Here is an 18,573-nt window from a genome sequence, read left to right as displayed (position 1 = left end):
GGTTGGCGGTCACTAACCGTCAGCAGCAATCACCAGCGCCAGCAACGCCCCAGCAAGCACCTGATATTCCGCAGCTTTGTGCGATTGCTGCGGCACATGAATAAACAGGAGCGATCAAGAGCGTCGAACGGCTGGTTAGCGCTGACCGGTGAGTGACAGCGGACGATACTCACCGATAGGATACCCGCCAAATGGGCCAACTCACCGTTAAAGCAATCGCCTCGCTTGTCGCCGCCCGATCGCCTGGACTGCATGCGCACGGACGCGGCCTGTATCTCGCGATCGGCAAGTCCGGCTCCGCTACATGGACGTTCCGCTACACCACGCGGGAGGGCAAGCGGCGGCTGATGACGTTGGAGGGCTACTCACCCGCTGGCACCACAGCAGCAACGCTCAAGGCAGTGGAAGCGGAAGTCGAACGACTGCGCGAGGTAGTGAAGGCTGGCGACGATCCCCTCGCGGAGCGCGGCGGCCCCGCCGAAATCGAACAGCGCTCGGCCGGACTGACCTTCAAGGAAGCCGCCCTAGACTATATCGCTGCGAACAAGGGTGCATGGAAGAACGAAAAGCATGCGCAGCAGTGGGAGAACACGCTCGCGAGCTACGTTTATCCGCACGTTGGCGACAAGCCAGTCCACACCGTCACCACAACTGACGTCAAAGCGATCCTTGAACAGCCGCACAGCCGAAACGGGAAAACCGGCACGCTATGGAGCAACGCTCGCGAAACAGCATCCCGCGTCCGGTCGCGCATTGAGATTGTAATCAGCGCCGCGAAGGCTCTCGGGCTTGGTGACAAGAAAACCGCACCGCTATGGATCAACCATCGCAATCCGGCTCAGTGGAAAGACAATCTCAACCGGTTGCTGAACGGCAAGCAAGCTAAGTCGCATTTCAAGGCAATGGACTGGAACGACGTTCCGGCCTTCATGTCGGACCTGCTTGCCAAAACTGATTATTCGGCTCGCGCGCTCGCGCTCACGATCCTGTGCGCAACCCGCACCAATGAGACGATAAACGCGACGTGGTCTGAGGTTGACTTGAAGAACGCAGTATGGACGATCCCAGCGGCTCGCATGAAGGCCGGGCGTGAACACCGCGTGCCCCTTTCTACGATCGCGCTTGAACTGCTGAACCAAGTGCCCCGCGTGGACGCCAATCCTTATGTGTTCCCCGGTGCGAGAGCCAAACAGCCGTTATCGAACATGGCGATGCTGGAAATGCTGCGAGGCATGAGGGGCGACGGGCTCACCGTGCATGGCTTCCGGTCAGCCTTCCGCGACTGGATTACCGAAACGACCGTGCATCCGGACGTGATCGCGGAACAGGCGCTCGCTCATACGATCAACGACAAAACCGTCGCGGCATACAGGCGTGGTGACGCCTTCGAACGCCGCAAGAAGCTTATGCAGCAATGGGCGGACTACTTGACCGTTGAAGGACAGGCTTACGCGAACCGGTGGAGCACCTTTCTCGCGTAAGGTGGCTCACAAGCCAAATGGGCAAATGTGAACTCGGCTGGCTTGCGCTTTCGGGGTAACCCCATAGTGTCTCCTTCGCAGGAGGGGGAAACATGTCAGCCGTATTCGTCGCGTATGCATCGTCAAATGAGTATCAATCCAAGCTCATTCGCGAGGCTTGCAGGGCCGCGACGACTCCACAGCGCTCTGTCGTGCCCTGGTCAGACAAGGATACCAGCGGCGCGCCCATCGCTAAGTCTGTAGAAAGCTGGATCGAGGAGTCAGACACTGTTGTTGCCGACATTTCGGTAGTGAATGCGAACGTTACGTACGAGCTTGGATATGCAATCGGAGCGAACAAGTCGATCCGGCTGATACGGTCGACCCACGTCGACTTTCGTCCCGTGAAGGACGTCGGTCTACTCGACACGCTCGGGCACGACAGTTACGATTTGGCCCTTTCCCTCTCTTCGACACTGAGGCGCACTGACAACAATCCGCGTTGGCCGTCGATCGAGAAGAACCGAGATCAGCCGATTTTCGTCCTTCAACCACCTAAGCCGACAGACAGCGCGCTCAGAGCAACTAGCGCTATAAAGAAGATAGCCCGAATTAGGTTTCGGACTTTCACGCCCTCCGAGGTGAGCCGCCTGAACGCAAGCGAAGCTTACGAGCAGGCAATGTCATCCTACGGGGTCGTCGTATTTTGGGACGGTACCGAAGGCGACGCGGCAATCCGGAACAACCAACGTGCTTGCTTCATTTACGGGTTGGCACGCGGCCGGAACATCCCGGCCCTGCTCATCGCTCACCAGAACTTGAGGCTGCCTCTCGATTTGGAAGATCAGGCGGACCGTTGGAAGTCGGTCGACGAAATCGACAGCCTTGTGAATGATTTCCGGCTGCGGGTTGCCGACCATCAGAACGACTTTGTTGCTGCCCGTACAAAGCGGCCGCAGAATATCCTAGAGGTTCTACACTGCGGCGACCCCGTGGCCGAGAACGAGGCTGCGACCTTGGGCGACATATTTCTTGAGACGGACGCATACCAGCGCACGGTCACAGGCGCTGCAAACGTCCTAGTGGGCCGCAAAGGAAGCGGAAAGACCGCAGTTTTCCTTCAGACTCGTGACGTCTGCCGCTCAGACAAGCAGAACATAGTCATAGACCTGATTCCCGATGGGTACCAGTTGGTAAAGATGAAGGAGTTCATTCTCGACCAACTTGCGTTCGGAGCAAGGAAGGAGGTTATCGCTGCCTTTTGGGAGTATGTCCTCTGGCTGGAAATTGCATACAAGCTGCTGGAAAAGGATGAAGTCCGGGCTTATCGAGACGCCCGACTTACAGATGGCTTTCGTAAGCTTGAATCCGCCTTCAAGCGCCGCGTCGACACGGGACGAGGCGACTTCTCCGAACGTCTTAAGCGACTTTCGGCTAACATCATCCAGCGTTTTAGCGAGGCAGGGTTAGACAGCCAAGATCGAGAGTCTCTCGACTCATCTAAGGTTCTGGAGATTATATATGGTCAGGACGTGGCCTTTCTCCGCGACCATGTTCTTGACTACCTGCGTCTCAAAGGCTTCGTTCTCTTCCTCCTCGATAACCTCGACCGGTTTTGGACACCGGGCGGCTTTGACGAGGATGACGCCCTTATTGTCGTCGGCCTAACTGAGTCGATGCAAGAGATCTCCCGTAAGTTTCAGAAACGTAATCTCGACTTCCGCTGGGCGATCTTCGTTCGCAGTGACGTATATGAGTTTCTCGTTCGCGGCATGGCAGACTATGGCAAGCTCGCGGTCCAGAGCTTGGAATGGTCTGACAGAGACTTGATGGCGGCCCTTTTCAAGCAGAGAGTAATGTCTAGCGCAGAGAGCCTGTCCTCGACTTGGGAACAGATTTGGAGTGAAGCATCTGTTCAGACGGTTCTGGGCCGGCCCGTCATAGAGTACCTGCTGGACGGTAGCATGATGCGCCCGCGGTATCTCATAAGGCTATTCGAGACCGCAAGGCGGAGAGCCGTCACCTTTGGCCGGTCTACAATAGAGGAACAGGATTACACGGCAGCCCTGAAGGAACTCGGGTGGCAGGTTTTGGAAGACTTAGATCGTGAAATAGTCGATCTTCTTCCTTCAGGGGCGGAACTTCTATTCGAACTGCTCACGCAGGGTGACGACCTAACGCCGGAGAAGTTCCGCTATTACTGTGGCAAAGCGATTCCTGACCGGGAGGACGTAGACAGACTCTTAGATATCATGATTTGGAACGGCAGTATTGGTGTGATCGAGAACGAAGTAGTGCGGTACATCTTTGACACCGGTTACAAACGGCAATATCTGTCGGTGAAAATCAAGAATAATCCGCAGGTTCGGCTTACTATACACCCCACGCTAGTCGCAGCGCTGGCTTGAGCCCCTTTTTGGATGCCTTCGATTGGGCCCGCTGAACCGGGCCCAAAAAACTGACAGTCTTGACGCCTCATGCACGACCCTGCATGTTGCTGACCTAGCCGGATGGATTACACCTCCGGCGTTCGGGCCGGGAAGGCCGTAGCCGTGGGCAACACGGCGTTCGCAGGCGGGAAGCCAGCATTTCGGTAATCGATCGCGCCCGAGTGGCGCGCCGGAGGCAACCCATGTCCGAACCCATCACGATCCTGACCGTCGCCCAAGTTTGCGAGCGCCTGACCATCAGCGAACCGACCCTTCGCCGCTACTCCCGCCGCCCCGACTTCCCGCGCAAGGTCCAGCTTGGCCCGCGTCGCGTTGGCTTCATCAAAAGCGATGTGGAAGCCTTCATCGAGCGCCAAGCCGTCTCATTGGCTAGCTGATTTGGTGAGCGACCAAGTTTAGCCAATCTTTTCAGTAGCGAGAGCGGAGGATCACTCCGCAGCACTCGCGAAAAGCCCGGCAACGCCGTGGTGGGCGCGCCGGGCCAACAAGGTCAACAGCGATGAATATAAGCCTGCCGGCAGACACCGGCAATTCCCGACTCGCGCGTGCTCTACAGCTTGCGCAGCATGGGTTCGCAGTCCTCCCGGTTCGCCCGGACGGCTCAAAAGCTCCCTATGCCGATCGAGACGTTGCGGCCGCTCTCGGTATTTCGGAACCGGGTAGCAGCGAAGGCGGTGTGAAGCTTGCGTCATGCGACACTGCTGCGATCGGCAAGCTTTGGGCGCGCTTTCCTGACGCTTCGGTCGGGATCGCCACAGGCAGCGCCTCCGGCGGGCTCTACGCTCTCGACGTTGATCGGAAGAACGGCAAGGACGGTGCGGCGACGCTCGCCAGCATGGGCCACCATCCACCAGAAACGCAGTGGCAGGCCACACCAAGCGGCGGATGGCACTACCTGTATCGCTCGCTCACCGAACAGCCGCTTTCGTCCGCTCCGCTCGGCATCGGCCTGGATCGTCGCGGCGATGGAACATTCATCGTTGATTATGGGACGTGGAATCCCGCGCTGCCGCTAGCACCTGCTCCGATGTGGTTGTTTGCCGCCGGGCGGACGGGAGAGCGGTTAGCGCTCGGCACCAACCCTGCGCCTTCGTTCGAGATTGCCACGGCGGCGCTCAACGGAACCGACAACCCCGACGACTATGACACTTGGCGGAACATCACTTCGGCGTACCGGCAGTCTGTCACCGGCCTTATTCCTGACGATCAGGCGCGTGCCACATGGGAAATGTGGTGCGCGAACTACCCGAAGAACGACTTAGCGGACAACGCGAAGCTTTGGCGCTCGCTGGATCGCGGAACCTCACTAGGCTGGTCATATTTGCAGGGTCAGGCGCTACGGAGTGGCAACCTCAGCGCCCATGAACAGGCGCTCGTGCAGGGCTTCAGTCCGACCGGCTATCAGGTGCCGCCGGGCGCGAGCGCGACCCCCCTGCCTGCCTCCCCGCCACCTGCCATCTGGTTTGCAGCATCCGACCTGTCGGGACCGATCCCGCCCCGTGAATGGCTTGTCCCGGATGTGGTGCCACTATCGACTGTCACGATGCTCGGCGGCGATGGCGGCACCGGAAAGAGCCTGATCGCATTGCAACTCGCACTTAGCGTTGCCTGTGGTCAGTTTTGGCTCAACCGGGTCCCGAAATCTGGTCCAGCCCTCTACCTTTCCGCAGAGGATGACAGGGACGAATTGCATCGCCGCATTGCCGCTATCGCCGCTCATAGCGGTAGCAGCATGGCTGACCTTGGGCGTTTAAGGCTGGCGAGCCTTGCGGGCTGTGACGCGTTGCTCGCCTTGGCAGAGCGTAACGGCACGCTTGTACCGACCGACCTGTATCGGGCGCTGGACGCACAAATCGCTGCCGATAAGCCGGCCCTTGTCGTCCTCGACACCCTGGCGGACCTTTTTCCCGGCAACGAGAACGACCGAGCCCAAGCCCGGCAATTCATCGGCCTGCTGCGCGGGTTGGCGATCCGCCACCATTGCGCAGTGCTGTTGCTCGCCCATCCGTCACTGACCGGCATTGCGACCGGCACAGGGGCCAGCGGCTCTACGGCCTGGAACAACAGCGTTCGTTCCCGGCTCTACTTCGAGAGGATCGTGTCTGAAGGCTATGAGGCGGACCCTGACGCCCGCCGGCTCAAGGTGATGAAAAGCAATTATGGGCGGATCGGCGCTGAAATCGCGATGACCTGGCGCTCTGGTGTGTTCGTCGCGGACACGCAGGCCGCAAGCGCGGACGTGCATGCCAAGGCCGATCGCGTGTTCCTGACGCTGATCGAACGTAATGAGGCACAGGGCCGCAGGTTCAGCACCTTGCATGCACCGAAGGAACTTAGCGGGATGCCCGATGCCGAGGGCTGCACAAAGAGAGCGCTTAAGGGCGCGATGGAGCGCCTGCTCGCTGACGGAAAATTAGCGCTTCAGCAAATACGGGAGAACGGGCGGGATCGGACGGTAATCGGTGTTTGCCGTTAATTAGCGTCGGACGGGCTTAATTAGCGCTAATTAGCGGGCCACACAGACCTGCACAAACCCCACACAAACCGTCCGCAAACCACCCCCGCACACACCCCCCTATAACCCCCAAGGGTGTGTGTGCGCGCAAGGGCGCACCACACCTCACTTATGCTGCCGTTATGGACTGAAGCCCTACTTGACTTAAGTCATCCTCCATTCTTCCTGCGCGCATGACGATCGCAGCACCATATTCACTGGAGAAGTTTGACGAATGGGCGGAGGACACTTTTCAGCAAAGCGGAAGCGGAACCGGTGCCGCCATCAACCCTCCACGCCGAGATAGAAGAGGGTGGGATTTCTTGGTGGAATGGGACGTTCCGTCGGTCCCGAATGCCCCGCTAGATCGTCAGCTGACGGCGAGAACAGCACGTATACAAGTCAAATCCACGATCTCCGATCACCGGAAGCCGGCTGGCCGTGTGACGCTCTCGAATGCACTCCGCTTCGCAGAGTCTGTCGATCCCTGCTTCATCGTCCTCTACGCTCTCGACAAAGGCGGACAGACTGTCAGCGTTTATGGTCGCCATTTCGACGACCAACTAGTCGAGCGCACCCTTAAGCGCGCGAGAGAAGCCGATCGAGACGGACTAGAGCCTCACCGCATTGAACTTGTGATCCCCATGGTGCCCGACGATTGCCACACGGATGATCTTATACCTTGGATTATCCGTACATGCGTCGATGAGCCGGCCGTCTATTCTCGCAACAAACTTCGCGTACACGAGACGGTAGGATACGATCAAGGAAGCCTAGTAGGTTCGATCAAGTTCCCGTCCGCACATGCCGAGGCGTTCGTTGAACACGCCGTAGGGCTAAACCCGACGTTCAATCCGTCCTGGGTAGAACTTAAAGAAGCTCGCTTCGGCATTCCGGCCAGGATGCCCATCGTCGCTGGTGAGCCCGCTCACTTTTCAATGCGCGTGAACCCTCGGAAGTCTGCTCTAAAGTTCACATCCGGAGACGGCCGAACTATTGTCATGAACGGCGAAACGCGTTGGTTCAAAATGCCGGGTTCGTTCGGATCGCCGAGCCTAGTCGGATCATACACCAGTTCGCATGTTACAGGACGCATGTACGATAGCGGCCTGTTCAAGATGAATTATAGCCTAAGCGCACCTGAAGTGGGCGAAATTCGGTCTATTTTAGATATCGTTGATCTTATTCTGCTGCTTCAGCAGGATAGCTTACGCATTGTCCTCACTGTGGACGACAGCGATTGGGACACTGGCTCGTTCAACATAGATAGAGCATCAGTCGATGTTGAGTTTCTGACGTGGTGTTCAGAGGTGCTCAAGGCACTCATGATTTGCTGCCGGCGGAGTGATAAACCGCTAGTTTCGATCGGGCAGTTGGCTGAATGCGGAGCAAGCATAGAGCATTTTGCGAAATGTGTAACGCCGGGAGAGGCAACGTTGCGGCTAGAAGGGCCAGACAATCAGCCGGTTCGAGGTGAACTAACTCAGTTGTTAGGGTATGCTTACGCTCAGGTCGGCGATAGTACTTTCGCAGCGTTCTATAGACAGTCCATTACGAGCTACTCCGCATCTGAAAGTGAACGTGTAGCAGTATTCGGCTCCCCCGAGATAATCGACCGATGGGCAAAAAAGGGAGCATTATCGCAGCACACCCGCGCGATACGCCGCCGGTTCAAGCAGCTTCTTGAACGCGCCCCTACAGGGACCGTGTATGTGGACGAAGGCGACATGATCACCGGGACTCAGCAAGCAAGGACTTTTCAAGCAAAATTTTGAGCGAAATCGGTAAGCGGAGCCGTCCTCCGCCGTGCGTGCAACGTAGCGTGTTGTGCGCAAACCGCTTTTCAGGCGTCGCGCAAAGTTGCTCACCAATCGCGCTCACCGTTTGTGAGATTAAAGGTTATCGCAGAAGTTTTGTCCACGGTATAGTACACGGTAAGTTACACTCTTGATGAATGTACTGTTGGTTTCTGACTGAGTACTTGACGAGAGGCCATTTGGTGCCGATCCTAAGTCAATATTCGACTAGGAGGCATGACATGGTACTTACGATTAGCAGCCAGAACACCGAGGCCGGCGACATAAGCATGATTGACAATGCTGGTCGCTCGGCAGTCCTTGCGATCACCGCTCCGGTGAAGGCCAATACTGCTATCGGACCGCAGACCATCGCTTTCGGGGAAGCCGTTGCCGGCTTTAGCCGTGACGCAATGACGCAGGCGGGCCGACTGCTGCCGGAGGCGCTGAACGCTCACCTTCTCTCAACAGCATCTGCTGTCCTGGCCGGACCATTCCGCGCGGTCCAAGCTGCCGCAATCAAGGAGGACCAAGCCCGACGTGCGGCAGAAGCACGTCTACTTGAGACCCCGAACGATACCGCCAGCGTTGCCATCCGCGCGGAACATCGCGGGGTGCTGCGGACGCTGGATCATGCGACGCTGCCGACAGCAATTAACAGTGCGGACCTCCTGCGCCTTCAGGCCATCCTGGAATTGCCGGACGGCTTCCCGTCGCAGTTTGTCGACATGGCGCGGGATCGAGCCATGCGGCTCGCCCATATCCAGAAATCCGGCCTTCAGGCTGATTACGCCCTCAAGCCCGATGCAAACGATCCCCTGGCGCACGGGCCGGACGCTGCCGCTGCTGAACGGGCCGCAGATGCCGCTCTTGCAACGCATCGCCAGCGGTCAGAGACGATCGACCTGACCCGGAACATGCTTCGCGAAGCCATCCACTTCGTCGCAGTCGCGGGCGGCGTGGATCAGGACAGGGCATTCGCAGCACTGACGGGAGCGGCGGCATGAAAGCCGCTCCACAGCTACCCGGCCATGTGATCTTACCGGCCGTGCCTGAGGTGGACGCCCCTACGCTCGTTGCGGCGCTCGGCAATGCATCACGTGCGCTAATCTCCGGCTGGCGTCGTAAACACGGCTTCCCTCAATCCACCCGGCGCGCTGGTACGGCTTGGACCTCAACTTCCGCCATCGCGGCTTGGGCGGCACGTCACGGCGCGCAGGTGTCTTATGTCTAGTCGCCGCTTCCCCACGAGCATCTGGAAGCGATACGCGATCGCCTCACCGATCGCCTGCACTGTGGGCGTGGTATGGTATGCGGTGGAACAGGCGATCAGGGCGGCAGTCCGATGAACCCGCCCGCTGATCCCCGTACATCAACGGACAGTCGCGATGCGCTCGGACGTTTCGGCCCCGGTAATCCCGGCCGGCGCGTCGGCAGCAAGAACAAGCTGTCCCGCGACACGCTTCACGCCGTTCAGAACCTAGCGGGTGAGGCAGTTCACGCGCTCCGTCTCCGGATCGCAGCGGGTGACATGACGGCAATCGCTTATGCGCTGGACCGCATCCTGCCGCGCGGTAGGCCGGTCGAGTTGGACAGCGCGGACCCGCTCGCCGTCGCCGACAGCCTTGCCAGCGGCGAGATTACCAGCGGTGAAGCGAAGGACATTGCTACCGCACTCGCCAAGCTGCGCGACGTGGCCGAAATTGACGACTTGCGCGCCCGCCTGGACGAATTGGAACAAGCGGTAAGGAAATGAGCCGCGCCGCGCTCCGTCGCCGCCTAGCCGCCCTCGCTGCCGTTATCCGGCCGGTGGACAGCGTAGAGGCACGCGTTGCGGCCCTTACGCCCGTGCAACAGCGCCGGTTTCGAGAATGGCGGGCCGACAGGGCGGCTTGGCTCGCCCGGCACTCGGACGGCGAAGCGTACGCGCTGCTACTGGACGGTGAGCCGGGTCCGGAATGCCCGCTGCTTATTCGGCGCGCTGTATTCGGCACAGTGCCGCAACTCACGGAAGCTACAACAATCGCCAAAGCCGCTGAACAGTATCAGCGCATGATGGAGAACGCGCAATGACAACATGGAGAGACATACAAAGAGCAATCGTTGCCGATCACAGCGAAGCACGCACTCTTACGTTCGACAGTGAAGCGTCAGAAGGCCCATACCGTGAAGATTCGGGGCTTATCGCCTACAACCTCGGTGTTTCATCCTTCTTCATCTATGGCGCCAAGGTTGGCAAGTTCACGGACGACAGGTTTGAAGAACTCCTGACGCATGAGGGACAGCAGCGGTTTCGTGATTGGCTTCCACTTGCCGAATTCATTATCAAAGGCGAGGTGCCGCCTCCGAACAATCCGGAACTTCGCGCGCTCGTGGCTAAGGAATACAGTTACAATCTGGACATTTATGAGCGGGTCGGACTTCGGCACGAGGTTCATTGGTTTAAGTCGGTGGAAAAGGAGTGAAACAATGCCCGAGATGAAGAACGCGAAAAAGATCACTTGGCCGTCTACCGTGTCGGAGTTGGTACCGGCCGGCTCGGTCCTTGTGGTGGTACCCACCGCAGCGAAGGCCGCGAGCGTCTGGCAGTTGCCACGCTATGGGGGCGAGCCGGGTACGCCGGTTACAGTCGATCTAACGCAGGGCTTCTCGAGCCCGGTGAGCGGTCAGGCAACGTCCTGGCGCATCTCCGCCCTCACGGACCGTCCGGTTTACTATGCGGTCACCGGACCGGGTGCGGGGATAATCCTCGAATCGGACCCGCCCATCGTACCTGCTGAATAAGAAGTGGTGAGTTGCTGGCGGTGAGTGACTTTGCGAGAACCGCAGAAAATCCTCACTTTTTCGCTTGATTGGCGGAGACGGAGGGATTCGAACCCTCGATACGGTTTCCCGTATGACGCTTTAGCAAAGCGTTGGTTTCAGCCACTCACCCACGTCTCCGGACCGGCGGCAGGAGTGGCGCTATAACGAGGGTGCGAGGGGGGATCAATGGCCCCGTTGCGCCCCGTTGCCCGCAAATCGCGGCGCATCGCGCGATCGTTCATTGCCGCGCAAGCGCAGGAGTGGTTAACCGGGCGCGTAAATGCGTTGCGAGGGGGTTGGGTTATGCGGGCGATCGGTATCATGGCGCTGGCGGCGGTGCTGACCACCGGGGCGAGCGCGCAGGTCGCGACGATCGATCCCAATCGGGCGATCGACGGCGATCTCGCCACCCCCGCGCCCCGCGCCACGGCCCAGCCGCGCACGGTGCAGCGGACGACGCCGGCGCCGAGTCCGGCCCAGCCCGCGCCGGGCTTCGACCAGGCGCAGTCGGCGCCGCCGCCCGCCTATGCCGGCGAATCGGCCAATGCGCAGCAACAGGCGCGCGCCGAGGCGGCGCAGCAGGCCGACACCACCTATGCGCGCGAGGATCTGCTCGCCGCGGGCGAGGGGGTGTTCGGCAAGGGCGCCGCCGGCCTCGCCGGCATCCTGGAGCGGGTGCTCAAGGACCAGGGCCGCCCCAACGCCTATATCGCCGGGCGCGAGGCCGCGGGCGCGTTCGTCGTCGGTCTGCGCTACGGCTCCGGCATCATGACGCACAAGGTCGAGGGCCAGATGCCGGTCTATTGGACCGGCCCGTCGGTCGGCTTCGATGTCGGCGGCGACGCCAACAAGGTGTTCGTGCTGGTCTACAACCTTTACGACACCGAAGATCTGTTCAAGCGCTTCCCGGCGGCCGAGGGGCGGCTGTATCTGGTCGGCGGGTTCGCCGCGACCTATCTGCGCCGCGGCAATATCGTGCTGATCCCGATCCGGCTCGGCGTCGGCTACCGCGCCGGCGTCAACGTCGGCTATATGAAGATCACCCACAAGGCGAAGTGGCTGCCCTTCTGATCATGCCGCGGCGTCGGCGAGCCGCCAGGCGAGGGTCTTGCCGGCGAGGAACGGCACCACCGCGGTCTCGCCCGTGCCGGTCATCGCCGGCACTTCCACCGGTTCGCGCACGAGCGTGACCCGTCCCTCGTTGAGCGGCAGGCCATAGAATCGCGCGCCATGTTCGGCGGCGAAGCCCTCGAACCGATCGATCGCCCCTTCCTCGTCGAACACCTGCAGATAGGCCTCGAGCGCGAAGGGCGCGTTGAAGATGCCGGCACAGCCGCAGCCCGATTCCTTGGCGCCGACGCCATGCGGCGCGCTGTCGGTGCCGAGGAAGAAGCGGGGGCTGCCCGACACCGCCGCCCGCCGCACCGCCAGCCGATGCGCCTCGCGCTTGGCGACCGGCAGGCAGTAGGCGTGCGGGCGCAGGCCGCCGTCGAAGATCGCGTTGCGGTTGATGATCAGATGCTGCGGCGTGATCGTCGCGGCGATCGGATGATCCGCCTCGGCGACGAAGGCCGCCGCCTCGGCGGTGGTGATATGCTCCAGCACGATCTTCAACGCCGGATAGGCGCGGATCAGCGGCGTCAGCACGCGCTCGAGGAACACCGCCTCGCGGTCGAAGATGTCGATCGTCGGATCGGTCACCTCGCCATGGATGAGCAGCGGCATGCCGATCCGCTGCATCGTCTCGAGTACCGGGCGGAGCGCCAGAATGTCGGTGACGCCGTGCGCGGAATTGGTCGTCGCATGCGCCGGATAGAGCTTGCACGCGGTGAACACGCCCGCACCATGGCCGCGTGCGATCTCCGCCGGATCGCTGTGGTCGGTGAGATAGCAGGTCATCAGCGGCGTGAAGCTCGCCTCCTCGCCCACCGCCGCCAGGATCCGGCTGCGATAGGCCTCTGCCATGGCGACGTCGGTCACCGGTGGGGTGAGGTTCGGCATGATGATCGCACGCGCGAACTGGCGCGCCGTCGCGCCCGCCACCGCCTGCAGCATCGCGCCGTCGCGCAGGTGGACGTGCCAGTCGTCGGGGCGGCGGATGGTCAGGCGATCGGTCATCGCCGTCCCTTATCCGCCGCCGCCGCTGCCCGCCAGCCGCTCCACCGCTTGGAAAGCCGTGGCGGCACCCTAATTGTCACGCATGGACGCCACGATGCTCGCCGACCGCTCCCTGCTGCGCCTGTCCGGGGAGGATGTACGTGGCTTCCTGCAGGGACTGGTCACCTGTGACACCAGTCGGCTGGCCGAGGGCATGCCGGTGTGGGGCGGGCTACTGACCCCGCAAGGCAAGGCGCTGTTCGACTTCATCCTGTGGGCGGATGGCGATGCGGTGCTGATCGACGGCGAGGCGGCGCAGCGCGACGCCCTCGCCCGCCGCCTGTCGCTCTACCGGTTGCGCCGGGCGATCACGATCGAGCCCGCCGACCTTGCCGTCCACTGGTCCCCGGATGGCGATAGCGGGTCGCCCGATCCTCGCCTCCCCGCACTCGGCCGTCGCTGGCTCGGCACCCCCGCCGAACCGGCGATGGGCTGGCTCGATCATCGCCTCCGCCTCGGCGTCACCGAGGGCGTCGCGGAGCTGGGCAATGGCGAAACGCTCTGGCTCGAATGCAATGCGCGCGAGCTGAACGGCGTCAGTTTCTCCAAGGGCTGCTATATCGGTCAGGAGAATACTGCGCGGATGCACCACCGGAGCAAGGTCAATCGCCGCCTCGTCGTCGCGCCCTTGGCCGAGCCGGGCGATCGCACCCGCGCGACCTATCCGGAGCTCGGCCTGATGGTCGAGCACCGCCGCGTCGAATCCTTGGGCGCCGCCATCGTCCCGCCGTGGCTCGCCGCGGCGCTGGCCGAGGATCAGCGCCCGACCGCGGTATAGCGGAAGCCCCGCGTCTCGACCTCCTCGCGGTGGTAGATGTCGCACGGATCGACGAGCGCCGGCGTGGCCATCGCCTGCCGCCGCCTCATAGGCCTAATCGCGATCGCCCGAACCGATGATCGCCAGACACATGGCTCATCCGTCGCTGTCGCGGGCCGTGTGGGGCTGTGAGGACCGCGCTTCGCTCAAGTCGCCCCTACGCAAGGGCAATGGCGGCGCATCCCTGCGACGGAACTGCATAGGCGCCCCGCCCCCCGCCCGGCGCCGGACAAGAAAAAGGGAGGCCGGCAAAGCCGACCTCCCCATTTTCCGATACCTTCGGCAGGTACGTGAGGCTTATTGCCCCGCGCCCGGACCGTAGGTGATCTCGACGCGACGGTTCTGGACCTCGCGGACGCCGTCCGCGGTCTGAACGCGCAGGCGGGTTTCGCCGAACGCCTGGGTCGAGACGACGCCATCGGGGATGGCGTGCGAGGTGAGGTACGCCTTGACCGCGTCCGCACGGCGCTGCGACAGACCGACGTTGTACTGGGCCGAGCCCGAGGTGTCGGTGAAGCCTGCAACCATGACCTGCGCATTGCCGCAGCTCTGATACTGCGTCACGGCGTTGTCGAGGATCGAACCGGCTTCCGGCGTGATGTCCGACTTGTCCCATTCGAAGAACACGATGAACGGACCAGGCGAGCAGACGACCGGCTCCGGCGCGGGCGGCGGAGCGACCGGCGCGGGCGGCGGCGCTTCAACCGGCGGCGGCGGCGGCGGCGGCGGGGTCGGCGAACCGAAGTTGTAGGTCACGCCGCCCAGGATGCTGTGCGAACGATAGCGACCGTCGAACGTGCGGTTGGTGACGTCGACCAGCTTGACGTTGTCGGCGTTGAAGAAGCGATACTTCAGCGTCGCGTCGATATGGTCGGTCAGCGGAGCGCGGACGCCGGCGAGGCCCTGCCACGCGAACACGGTGTCCGAGTCGTCGAGGAAGTTGCCGCGGGTGTTCAGGCCATACTTCGCCTTGACGCGCGCGACACCGACACCGCCGCCGATGAAGCCCTGGATGCCGTCGTCTTCACCGAAGTCGAGCAGGCCGTTCAGCATGAAGCTGAGCGCCGAGCTGGAGCCGCCGGCATAGTCGTAGGTGCCAGCACCCGCCGAAGCCAGGCCAGCCGCGGTATAGGCCGGGGTGGTGGTGATCGAACGATAGCTGTCGACCGTCGCGCGACGATAGCCGACCTCGGTCTCGACCCGGAACCCACCGAAGTCGTAGCCGACGACGCCATCGACGTCATAACCGTAATCGTGGTTGACGGTACCGGCCTTCGCCGTCGCGCCGATGTCATAGTCGATGTCTTCAACGATCATCGCACCGCCTTCGATGCCGACGTACCACGACTTGTCGCGGGCGAGGGCAGGAGTGGCCAGTGCGGTCGACGCCAATGCCAGAACGGCAGCAAGCTTCCGCATAGAAATCCCCTTTCTTGAGTGTCACTACGGACAGCGCAAACTCACTATCGGCAGCTTGGTTTCCACGCAAGCGCACAAAAGAACGGGGGTGTTGCGCGATTGCCACATGTTAGCCGGCGATCAATCCGTGCCGGCGCAACGCGGCCAATATGTCGCCGATCGCCCGCCGCGCCTCGGCGTCGACGCCGGTGCCGCCGGCCGGTTCGGCGATCGCCGCACCCCGCGCCTGCACCACGGGCAGCCCGTCGACGACCAGCCGACTGGCGGCAACGTCACCTTCCAGCCACAGTCCTTCACGGTAAACTGCTGTTCTTTTTGAAGAAAGACACCAAACCGCGAAACCGTCCCCCGGCGTCACGAAGCGCCAGCCGGATGCCGTCCAGCCGGCCAGCGCCGCCGCACGCCCCTGCCAATCGCCGCTCGGCGCGGGACCGACGATCCAGCTCTGGCCTGGCGCCGGTGCCGCCGGCGGTGCGTTCAGACCGATCGCCTGCACCGCCGGCTGCAGCGCCAGATCGACCAGCGCCAGCGCTTCGTTATGCGTCCATTCTTTTCCTGCCTGCCCCGTCGCGAGCAGCGGCAACGCGAGTCGCGCGGTTACCGGATCGGCCATTGCACCCTCCCCTCATCGAATCACCATCACGGCCGCCGGTGACAGCGCGAGCGTTCCGCGTTGCGCCACCGCGACCTGCGTGCCCGGCGGCGGCGGCGCCGCAAGCGCAAGCCACGGCCCGTCGGTGTCCGCGATCCGCTGGCTGCCGTCGGGCGAGGTCAGCGTCACGCGATACGCCTCCGTCTCCTCGACGAGCGGCGCGTCGAGACCGTCGCTCCAGCTCCAGCCGGCGCGGCTGCGCCGGGTCCAGCTCAGCCGCCACGTCCCGTCGCCCAGCGGTGCCACGGCAAGGTGCACGGGCGACGGCGGCGCCACCGACTGGCCGGATAGCGTCAGTCGCACCTCCGCCGGCGTGTCGCCATCGCCCAGCCCGCTCGCCAGCACGCGCAGGGTCGTGCCGATCGCCTCGCGCGGCAGGGTGATCGTGCGTGTCGTCGCCGCCTCGATCAGGACGAAGCGGTCGCCCGCCTGCTGTGTCCCGATCGCCGTCTCGCTGCCGCGCAGCCCGCGCCACAGGTCCCGCAACCGCCAGCGACCTTGGCCAAGCGGCTCGGCACGACCGAATTGGATCAGCTCGTCCCCGACCAGCGCCAGATTGACACCACGCGCTCGCGCCGCACCGTCGGCATCGCCCAGCGTCATGGCCGGATGGGCCAGCGTTACCTCCAACGTGCTGGCATGGTCGACCAGCGTGGCCTGCGCCGCGTCCGGCGGCCGGCTGACCCTGCCCAAGATCGCCGGCGCCGCGGTTGCCGCCGCGTCCATCCAACTGGCGCCGTCGTCCAGGCTGTAGAGCAAGGCCGCCGTCCGCCAGCCCTCGCCCTCGCCGGCCGCGAACACGGTGACGCGCGGTGCCGCGGCCGGGACGTCGTCCAGGCCGGGCAGCTCGACCGCATGCAGCACCGTCCGCCCGATCGTCAGGTCCGCCGCCGCCGATACGCGCCCACTGCTCGCAGTGACCACCGCCGGCGGCGGTGCCAGCGGCACCAGCGTCAGTACGGGTGCCATCGCCTCGACCTTCACCTGGCTGACTCGCCAGGTCGCGCCGTCCAGTCGCACCTGCATGCCCGGCGCGATTGCGAGGGCGGTCAGCCCCGGCGCGATCATGCGCTGCGTCCGTTCCACCTCGCCCCGCGCCAGGATCGCCGCGGCGACGCCCTTCGCCACATCGGCGCCGAGCACCGCGGGCAGGTCGATCCGGTCCTCGCGCAGGCCCGCTCCCGGCCGCCGCACCCGCTGCACGCCGGCCTGATAATCGCGGGCGGGATCGTGATAGGCGACGCTGACCGCGCGCGGCACGCGCTCGACCGGCGCGACGGTGCGCCGCTCGCCGCGCCGCCCCGCCCCCGCTCCCGCCGAAAAGCCGTCGTCGTCGAACGCCGTCGCCGCGCCGCCCGCTTCGCCGCGCACGATGCGCGCGCCCTCCGGCCGCCACCAGCCGCCGTCGATCGTCGCCAGCGTCTCCAGCACGCCGCGCGCGCTGCCGGTCGCGGCGAAGCCCGTCAGCGGCAATCCGCCTGCCGCCGTCACCTCCTCGCACAGGGATGCCGCCACCGTCCCGGTCGGCACCGGTGCGTCGTCCGCCACCACCTCGAAGGTCAGCGACGGGATGCGGTTGCCGAACGTCTCCAGCTGCAATCCTTCGAACACCGCATAGGCCAGGCCGCGATAGGCCGGCGTCGCCCCTTCCGCGGAGGCGATCAGCGGATCGACCGGCTGGTCTTCGCCGCCACGGTGCAGGCGAAAACCGGTGCGCACCTTCCAGTCGCCCGCCGCACCGCGGATCAGCACGCCTTCCGCCCAGATCCGCCCGACCGCGCGCACCGGCCGCGCCGACAGCGCCACGGCGAAGGACGCGCTGTAGCTGTAGCGATTGGTGCCCGCCGATCCCTTGCCGCCGCCGACGCGCTCGCGATGCTCGATCAGGTCGGTCGCCCAGATCACCGTGCCGCTGACCCGCATCCGGCCGAACAGCCGTGGAATGGCGGTGCCGTAGCTCGACGTCTGCACCGCCAGCTCGGTCAGCCGCGGCCCGTCCTTGGCCGCGGCGCGGAACACGCGCTGGTCGATCCCCTGGCCGATCAGCGCGCCGACCGCGCCGCCGATCGGCCCGCCGATCGCCGTGCCGATCGCGGTCAGCATCAGTGTCGCCATCTCACCCCTCCCCGCTCCAGCGCCAGGCGCCGACCAGTCGCCACCCGTCCGCCCCGGGTCGCTCGACCACCCGGCGCAGCGCGGCATCGGCGTGGACGATCCCCGCCGCCGTCCGCACCGCAAAGTGCAGCTGCCCCGCGCCGAGGTCGAACAGCAGCACGTCGCCCGGCGCCGCGCCGTCGCAGCGGGTCAGCGCCGCATCGAGCTGCGCGCCGATCGCCGCCGCCGCCCCGCCGCGCAGCGCATAGCCGCTCGGCACATCGCCTCGCCAACCGCCCGCCCGCAGCGCCGCCACCGCGACGCCGAGACAATCGACGCCATGCGACGGGTCGCGGCCGTGCAGCCGGAAGCGCGCTCCTACCAGGGCCAGCGCCGCCGCCGCGCCCTGCCGCCCCGACACCGCTCAGC

The 18,573-nt window shown here is 63.6% G+C and carries 16 protein-coding genes and 1 tRNA gene; 11 read left to right on the top strand and 6 right to left on the bottom strand.

All coding sequences use genetic code 11. From position 1 onward, the window contains the following. Positions 1–191 precede the first annotated feature (191 nt). The 9 genes from D9601_RS12405 (at position 192) to D9601_RS12365 (ending at position 10,984) form a co-directional block, all read left to right on the top strand. Entirely contained in the window at positions 192–1,481 is a 1,290-nt protein-coding gene (locus D9601_RS12405) for a tyrosine-type recombinase/integrase (RefSeq protein ID WP_198354294.1), read from the top strand. 92 nt (positions 1,482–1,573) lie between these two features. Beyond that, a complete protein-coding gene (locus D9601_RS19835) occupies positions 1,574–3,868 on the top strand; it encodes a nucleoside 2-deoxyribosyltransferase (RefSeq protein WP_232474076.1) in 2,295 nt (764 codons plus the stop codon). Positions 3,869–4,092: 224 nt separating this feature from the next. Continuing rightward, the gene (locus D9601_RS12395) at positions 4,093–4,287 is read left to right on the top strand and encodes a helix-turn-helix transcriptional regulator (RefSeq protein WP_198354293.1); all 195 of its coding nucleotides are present in this window, start codon (positions 4,093–4,095) and stop codon (positions 4,285–4,287) included. A gap of 122 nt (positions 4,288–4,409) precedes the next feature. Beyond that, the gene (locus D9601_RS12390; protein ID WP_198354292.1) at positions 4,410–6,386 is read left to right on the top strand and encodes an AAA family ATPase; all 1,977 of its coding nucleotides are present in this window, start codon (positions 4,410–4,412) and stop codon (positions 6,384–6,386) included. Positions 6,387–6,598: 212 nt separating this feature from the next. Continuing rightward, on the top strand, positions 6,599–8,179 hold the full coding sequence (locus D9601_RS12385) for a hypothetical protein (RefSeq protein ID WP_198354291.1): 1,581 nt from the start codon (positions 6,599–6,601) through the stop codon (positions 8,177–8,179). Between the two features lie 263 nt (positions 8,180–8,442). Then, positions 8,443–9,207, top strand: a complete 765-nt coding sequence (locus tag D9601_RS12380) for a hypothetical protein (RefSeq protein ID WP_198354290.1) — start codon at positions 8,443–8,445, stop codon at positions 9,205–9,207. A 338-nt stretch (positions 9,208–9,545) separates the two neighbouring features. Continuing rightward, the gene (locus D9601_RS12375; protein WP_198354289.1) at positions 9,546–9,956 is read left to right on the top strand and encodes a hypothetical protein; all 411 of its coding nucleotides are present in this window, start codon (positions 9,546–9,548) and stop codon (positions 9,954–9,956) included. A 313-nt stretch (positions 9,957–10,269) separates the two neighbouring features. Continuing rightward, positions 10,270–10,665 carry a hypothetical protein gene (locus tag D9601_RS12370; protein WP_198354288.1) on the top strand — a complete coding sequence of 132 codons (396 nt, stop codon included), beginning with the start codon at positions 10,270–10,272 and terminating at the stop codon, positions 10,663–10,665. Positions 10,666–10,669: 4 nt separating this feature from the next. Next, the gene (locus D9601_RS12365) at positions 10,670–10,984 is read left to right on the top strand and encodes a hypothetical protein (protein ID WP_198354287.1); all 315 of its coding nucleotides are present in this window, start codon (positions 10,670–10,672) and stop codon (positions 10,982–10,984) included. Positions 10,985–11,053: 69 nt separating this feature from the next. On the opposite strand, the gene D9601_RS12360 is transcribed toward D9601_RS12365, so the two are convergent. Continuing rightward, positions 11,054–11,143 (bottom strand) — tRNA-Ser (locus tag D9601_RS12360). A gap of 165 nt (positions 11,144–11,308) precedes the next feature. Between D9601_RS12360 and D9601_RS12355 the strand changes: the two genes are divergently transcribed. Next, positions 11,309–12,076: a DUF1134 domain-containing protein gene (locus D9601_RS12355; protein WP_232474075.1), complete on the top strand. Its 768-nt coding sequence runs from the start codon at positions 11,309–11,311 to the stop codon at positions 12,074–12,076. Here the strand turns inward: D9601_RS12355 and pyrC are convergent, their stop codons facing one another. After that, complete coding sequence (pyrC, locus tag D9601_RS12350; RefSeq protein WP_198354285.1) at positions 12,077–13,123, bottom strand: dihydroorotase; 1,047 nt, start codon at positions 13,121–13,123, stop codon at positions 12,077–12,079. Positions 13,124–13,205: 82 nt separating this feature from the next. Between pyrC and ygfZ the strand changes: the two genes are divergently transcribed. After that, positions 13,206–13,940 carry a CAF17-like 4Fe-4S cluster assembly/insertion protein YgfZ gene (gene ygfZ / locus D9601_RS12345; protein WP_198354284.1) on the top strand — a complete coding sequence of 245 codons (735 nt, stop codon included), beginning with the start codon at positions 13,206–13,208 and terminating at the stop codon, positions 13,938–13,940. Between the two features lie 336 nt (positions 13,941–14,276). On the opposite strand, the gene D9601_RS12340 is transcribed toward ygfZ, so the two are convergent. The 4 genes from D9601_RS12340 to D9601_RS12325 all read right to left on the bottom strand — a co-directional run bounded on the left by D9601_RS12340 (position 14,277) and on the right by D9601_RS12325 (position 18,565). Beyond that, positions 14,277–15,398, bottom strand: coding sequence for an OmpA family protein (locus D9601_RS12340; protein ID WP_198354283.1), 1,122 nt, complete (start codon positions 15,396–15,398; stop codon positions 14,277–14,279). A 109-nt stretch (positions 15,399–15,507) separates the two neighbouring features. Further along, positions 15,508–16,011 carry a DUF2793 domain-containing protein gene (locus tag D9601_RS12335; protein WP_198354282.1) on the bottom strand — a complete coding sequence of 168 codons (504 nt, stop codon included), beginning with the start codon at positions 16,009–16,011 and terminating at the stop codon, positions 15,508–15,510. 12 nt (positions 16,012–16,023) lie between these two features. Next, positions 16,024–18,165 carry a phage tail protein gene (locus D9601_RS12330; RefSeq protein ID WP_198354281.1) on the bottom strand — a complete coding sequence of 714 codons (2,142 nt, stop codon included), beginning with the start codon at positions 18,163–18,165 and terminating at the stop codon, positions 16,024–16,026. Position 18,166: 1 nt separating this feature from the next. Continuing rightward, on the bottom strand, positions 18,167–18,565 hold the full coding sequence (locus tag D9601_RS12325; protein WP_198354280.1) for a peptidoglycan endopeptidase: 399 nt from the start codon (positions 18,563–18,565) through the stop codon (positions 18,167–18,169). Positions 18,566–18,573: the final 8 nt, after the last annotated feature.

This window comes from Sphingomonas sp. MA1305 (assembly GCF_016107325.1).
In the GTDB taxonomy this organism is placed as follows: Bacteria; Pseudomonadota; Alphaproteobacteria; order Sphingomonadales; family Sphingomonadaceae; genus Sphingomonas.
The sequence above is the reverse complement of the archived record's forward strand: the minus strand, read 5'-3'. Positions and strand labels throughout refer to the sequence as shown.

Excerpts from the sequence above, each read along its gene's own strand:
- D9601_RS12370 (WP_198354288.1), top strand. The coding sequence starts at position 10,270 with ATGACAACATGGAGAGACATACAAAGAGCAATCGTTGCCGATCACAGC.
- ygfZ (WP_198354284.1), top strand. The coding sequence starts at position 13,206 with ATGGACGCCACGATGCTCGCCGACCGCTCCCTGCTGCGCCTGTCCGGG.
- D9601_RS12375 (WP_198354289.1), top strand. The coding sequence starts at position 9,546 with ATGAACCCGCCCGCTGATCCCCGTACATCAACGGACAGTCGCGATGCG.
- D9601_RS12380 (WP_198354290.1), top strand. The coding sequence starts at position 8,443 with ATGGTACTTACGATTAGCAGCCAGAACACCGAGGCCGGCGACATAAGC.
- D9601_RS12395 (WP_198354293.1), top strand. The coding sequence starts at position 4,093 with ATGTCCGAACCCATCACGATCCTGACCGTCGCCCAAGTTTGCGAGCGC.
- D9601_RS12405 (WP_198354294.1), top strand. The coding sequence starts at position 192 with ATGGGCCAACTCACCGTTAAAGCAATCGCCTCGCTTGTCGCCGCCCGA.
- D9601_RS12335 (WP_198354282.1), bottom strand. The coding sequence starts at position 16,011 with ATGGCCGATCCGGTAACCGCGCGACTCGCGTTGCCGCTGCTCGCGACG.
- D9601_RS12355 (WP_232474075.1), top strand. The coding sequence starts at position 11,309 with ATGCGGGCGATCGGTATCATGGCGCTGGCGGCGGTGCTGACCACCGGG.
- D9601_RS19835 (WP_232474076.1), top strand. The coding sequence starts at position 1,574 with ATGTCAGCCGTATTCGTCGCGTATGCATCGTCAAATGAGTATCAATCC.
- D9601_RS12330 (WP_198354281.1), bottom strand. The coding sequence starts at position 18,165 with ATGGCGACACTGATGCTGACCGCGATCGGCACGGCGATCGGCGGGCCG.
- D9601_RS12390 (WP_198354292.1), top strand. The coding sequence starts at position 4,410 with ATGAATATAAGCCTGCCGGCAGACACCGGCAATTCCCGACTCGCGCGT.
- D9601_RS12385 (WP_198354291.1), top strand. The coding sequence starts at position 6,599 with ATGACGATCGCAGCACCATATTCACTGGAGAAGTTTGACGAATGGGCG.
- D9601_RS12340 (WP_198354283.1), bottom strand. The coding sequence starts at position 15,398 with ATGCGGAAGCTTGCTGCCGTTCTGGCATTGGCGTCGACCGCACTGGCC.
- D9601_RS12365 (WP_198354287.1), top strand. The coding sequence starts at position 10,670 with ATGCCCGAGATGAAGAACGCGAAAAAGATCACTTGGCCGTCTACCGTG.
- pyrC (WP_198354285.1), bottom strand. The coding sequence starts at position 13,123 with ATGACCGATCGCCTGACCATCCGCCGCCCCGACGACTGGCACGTCCAC.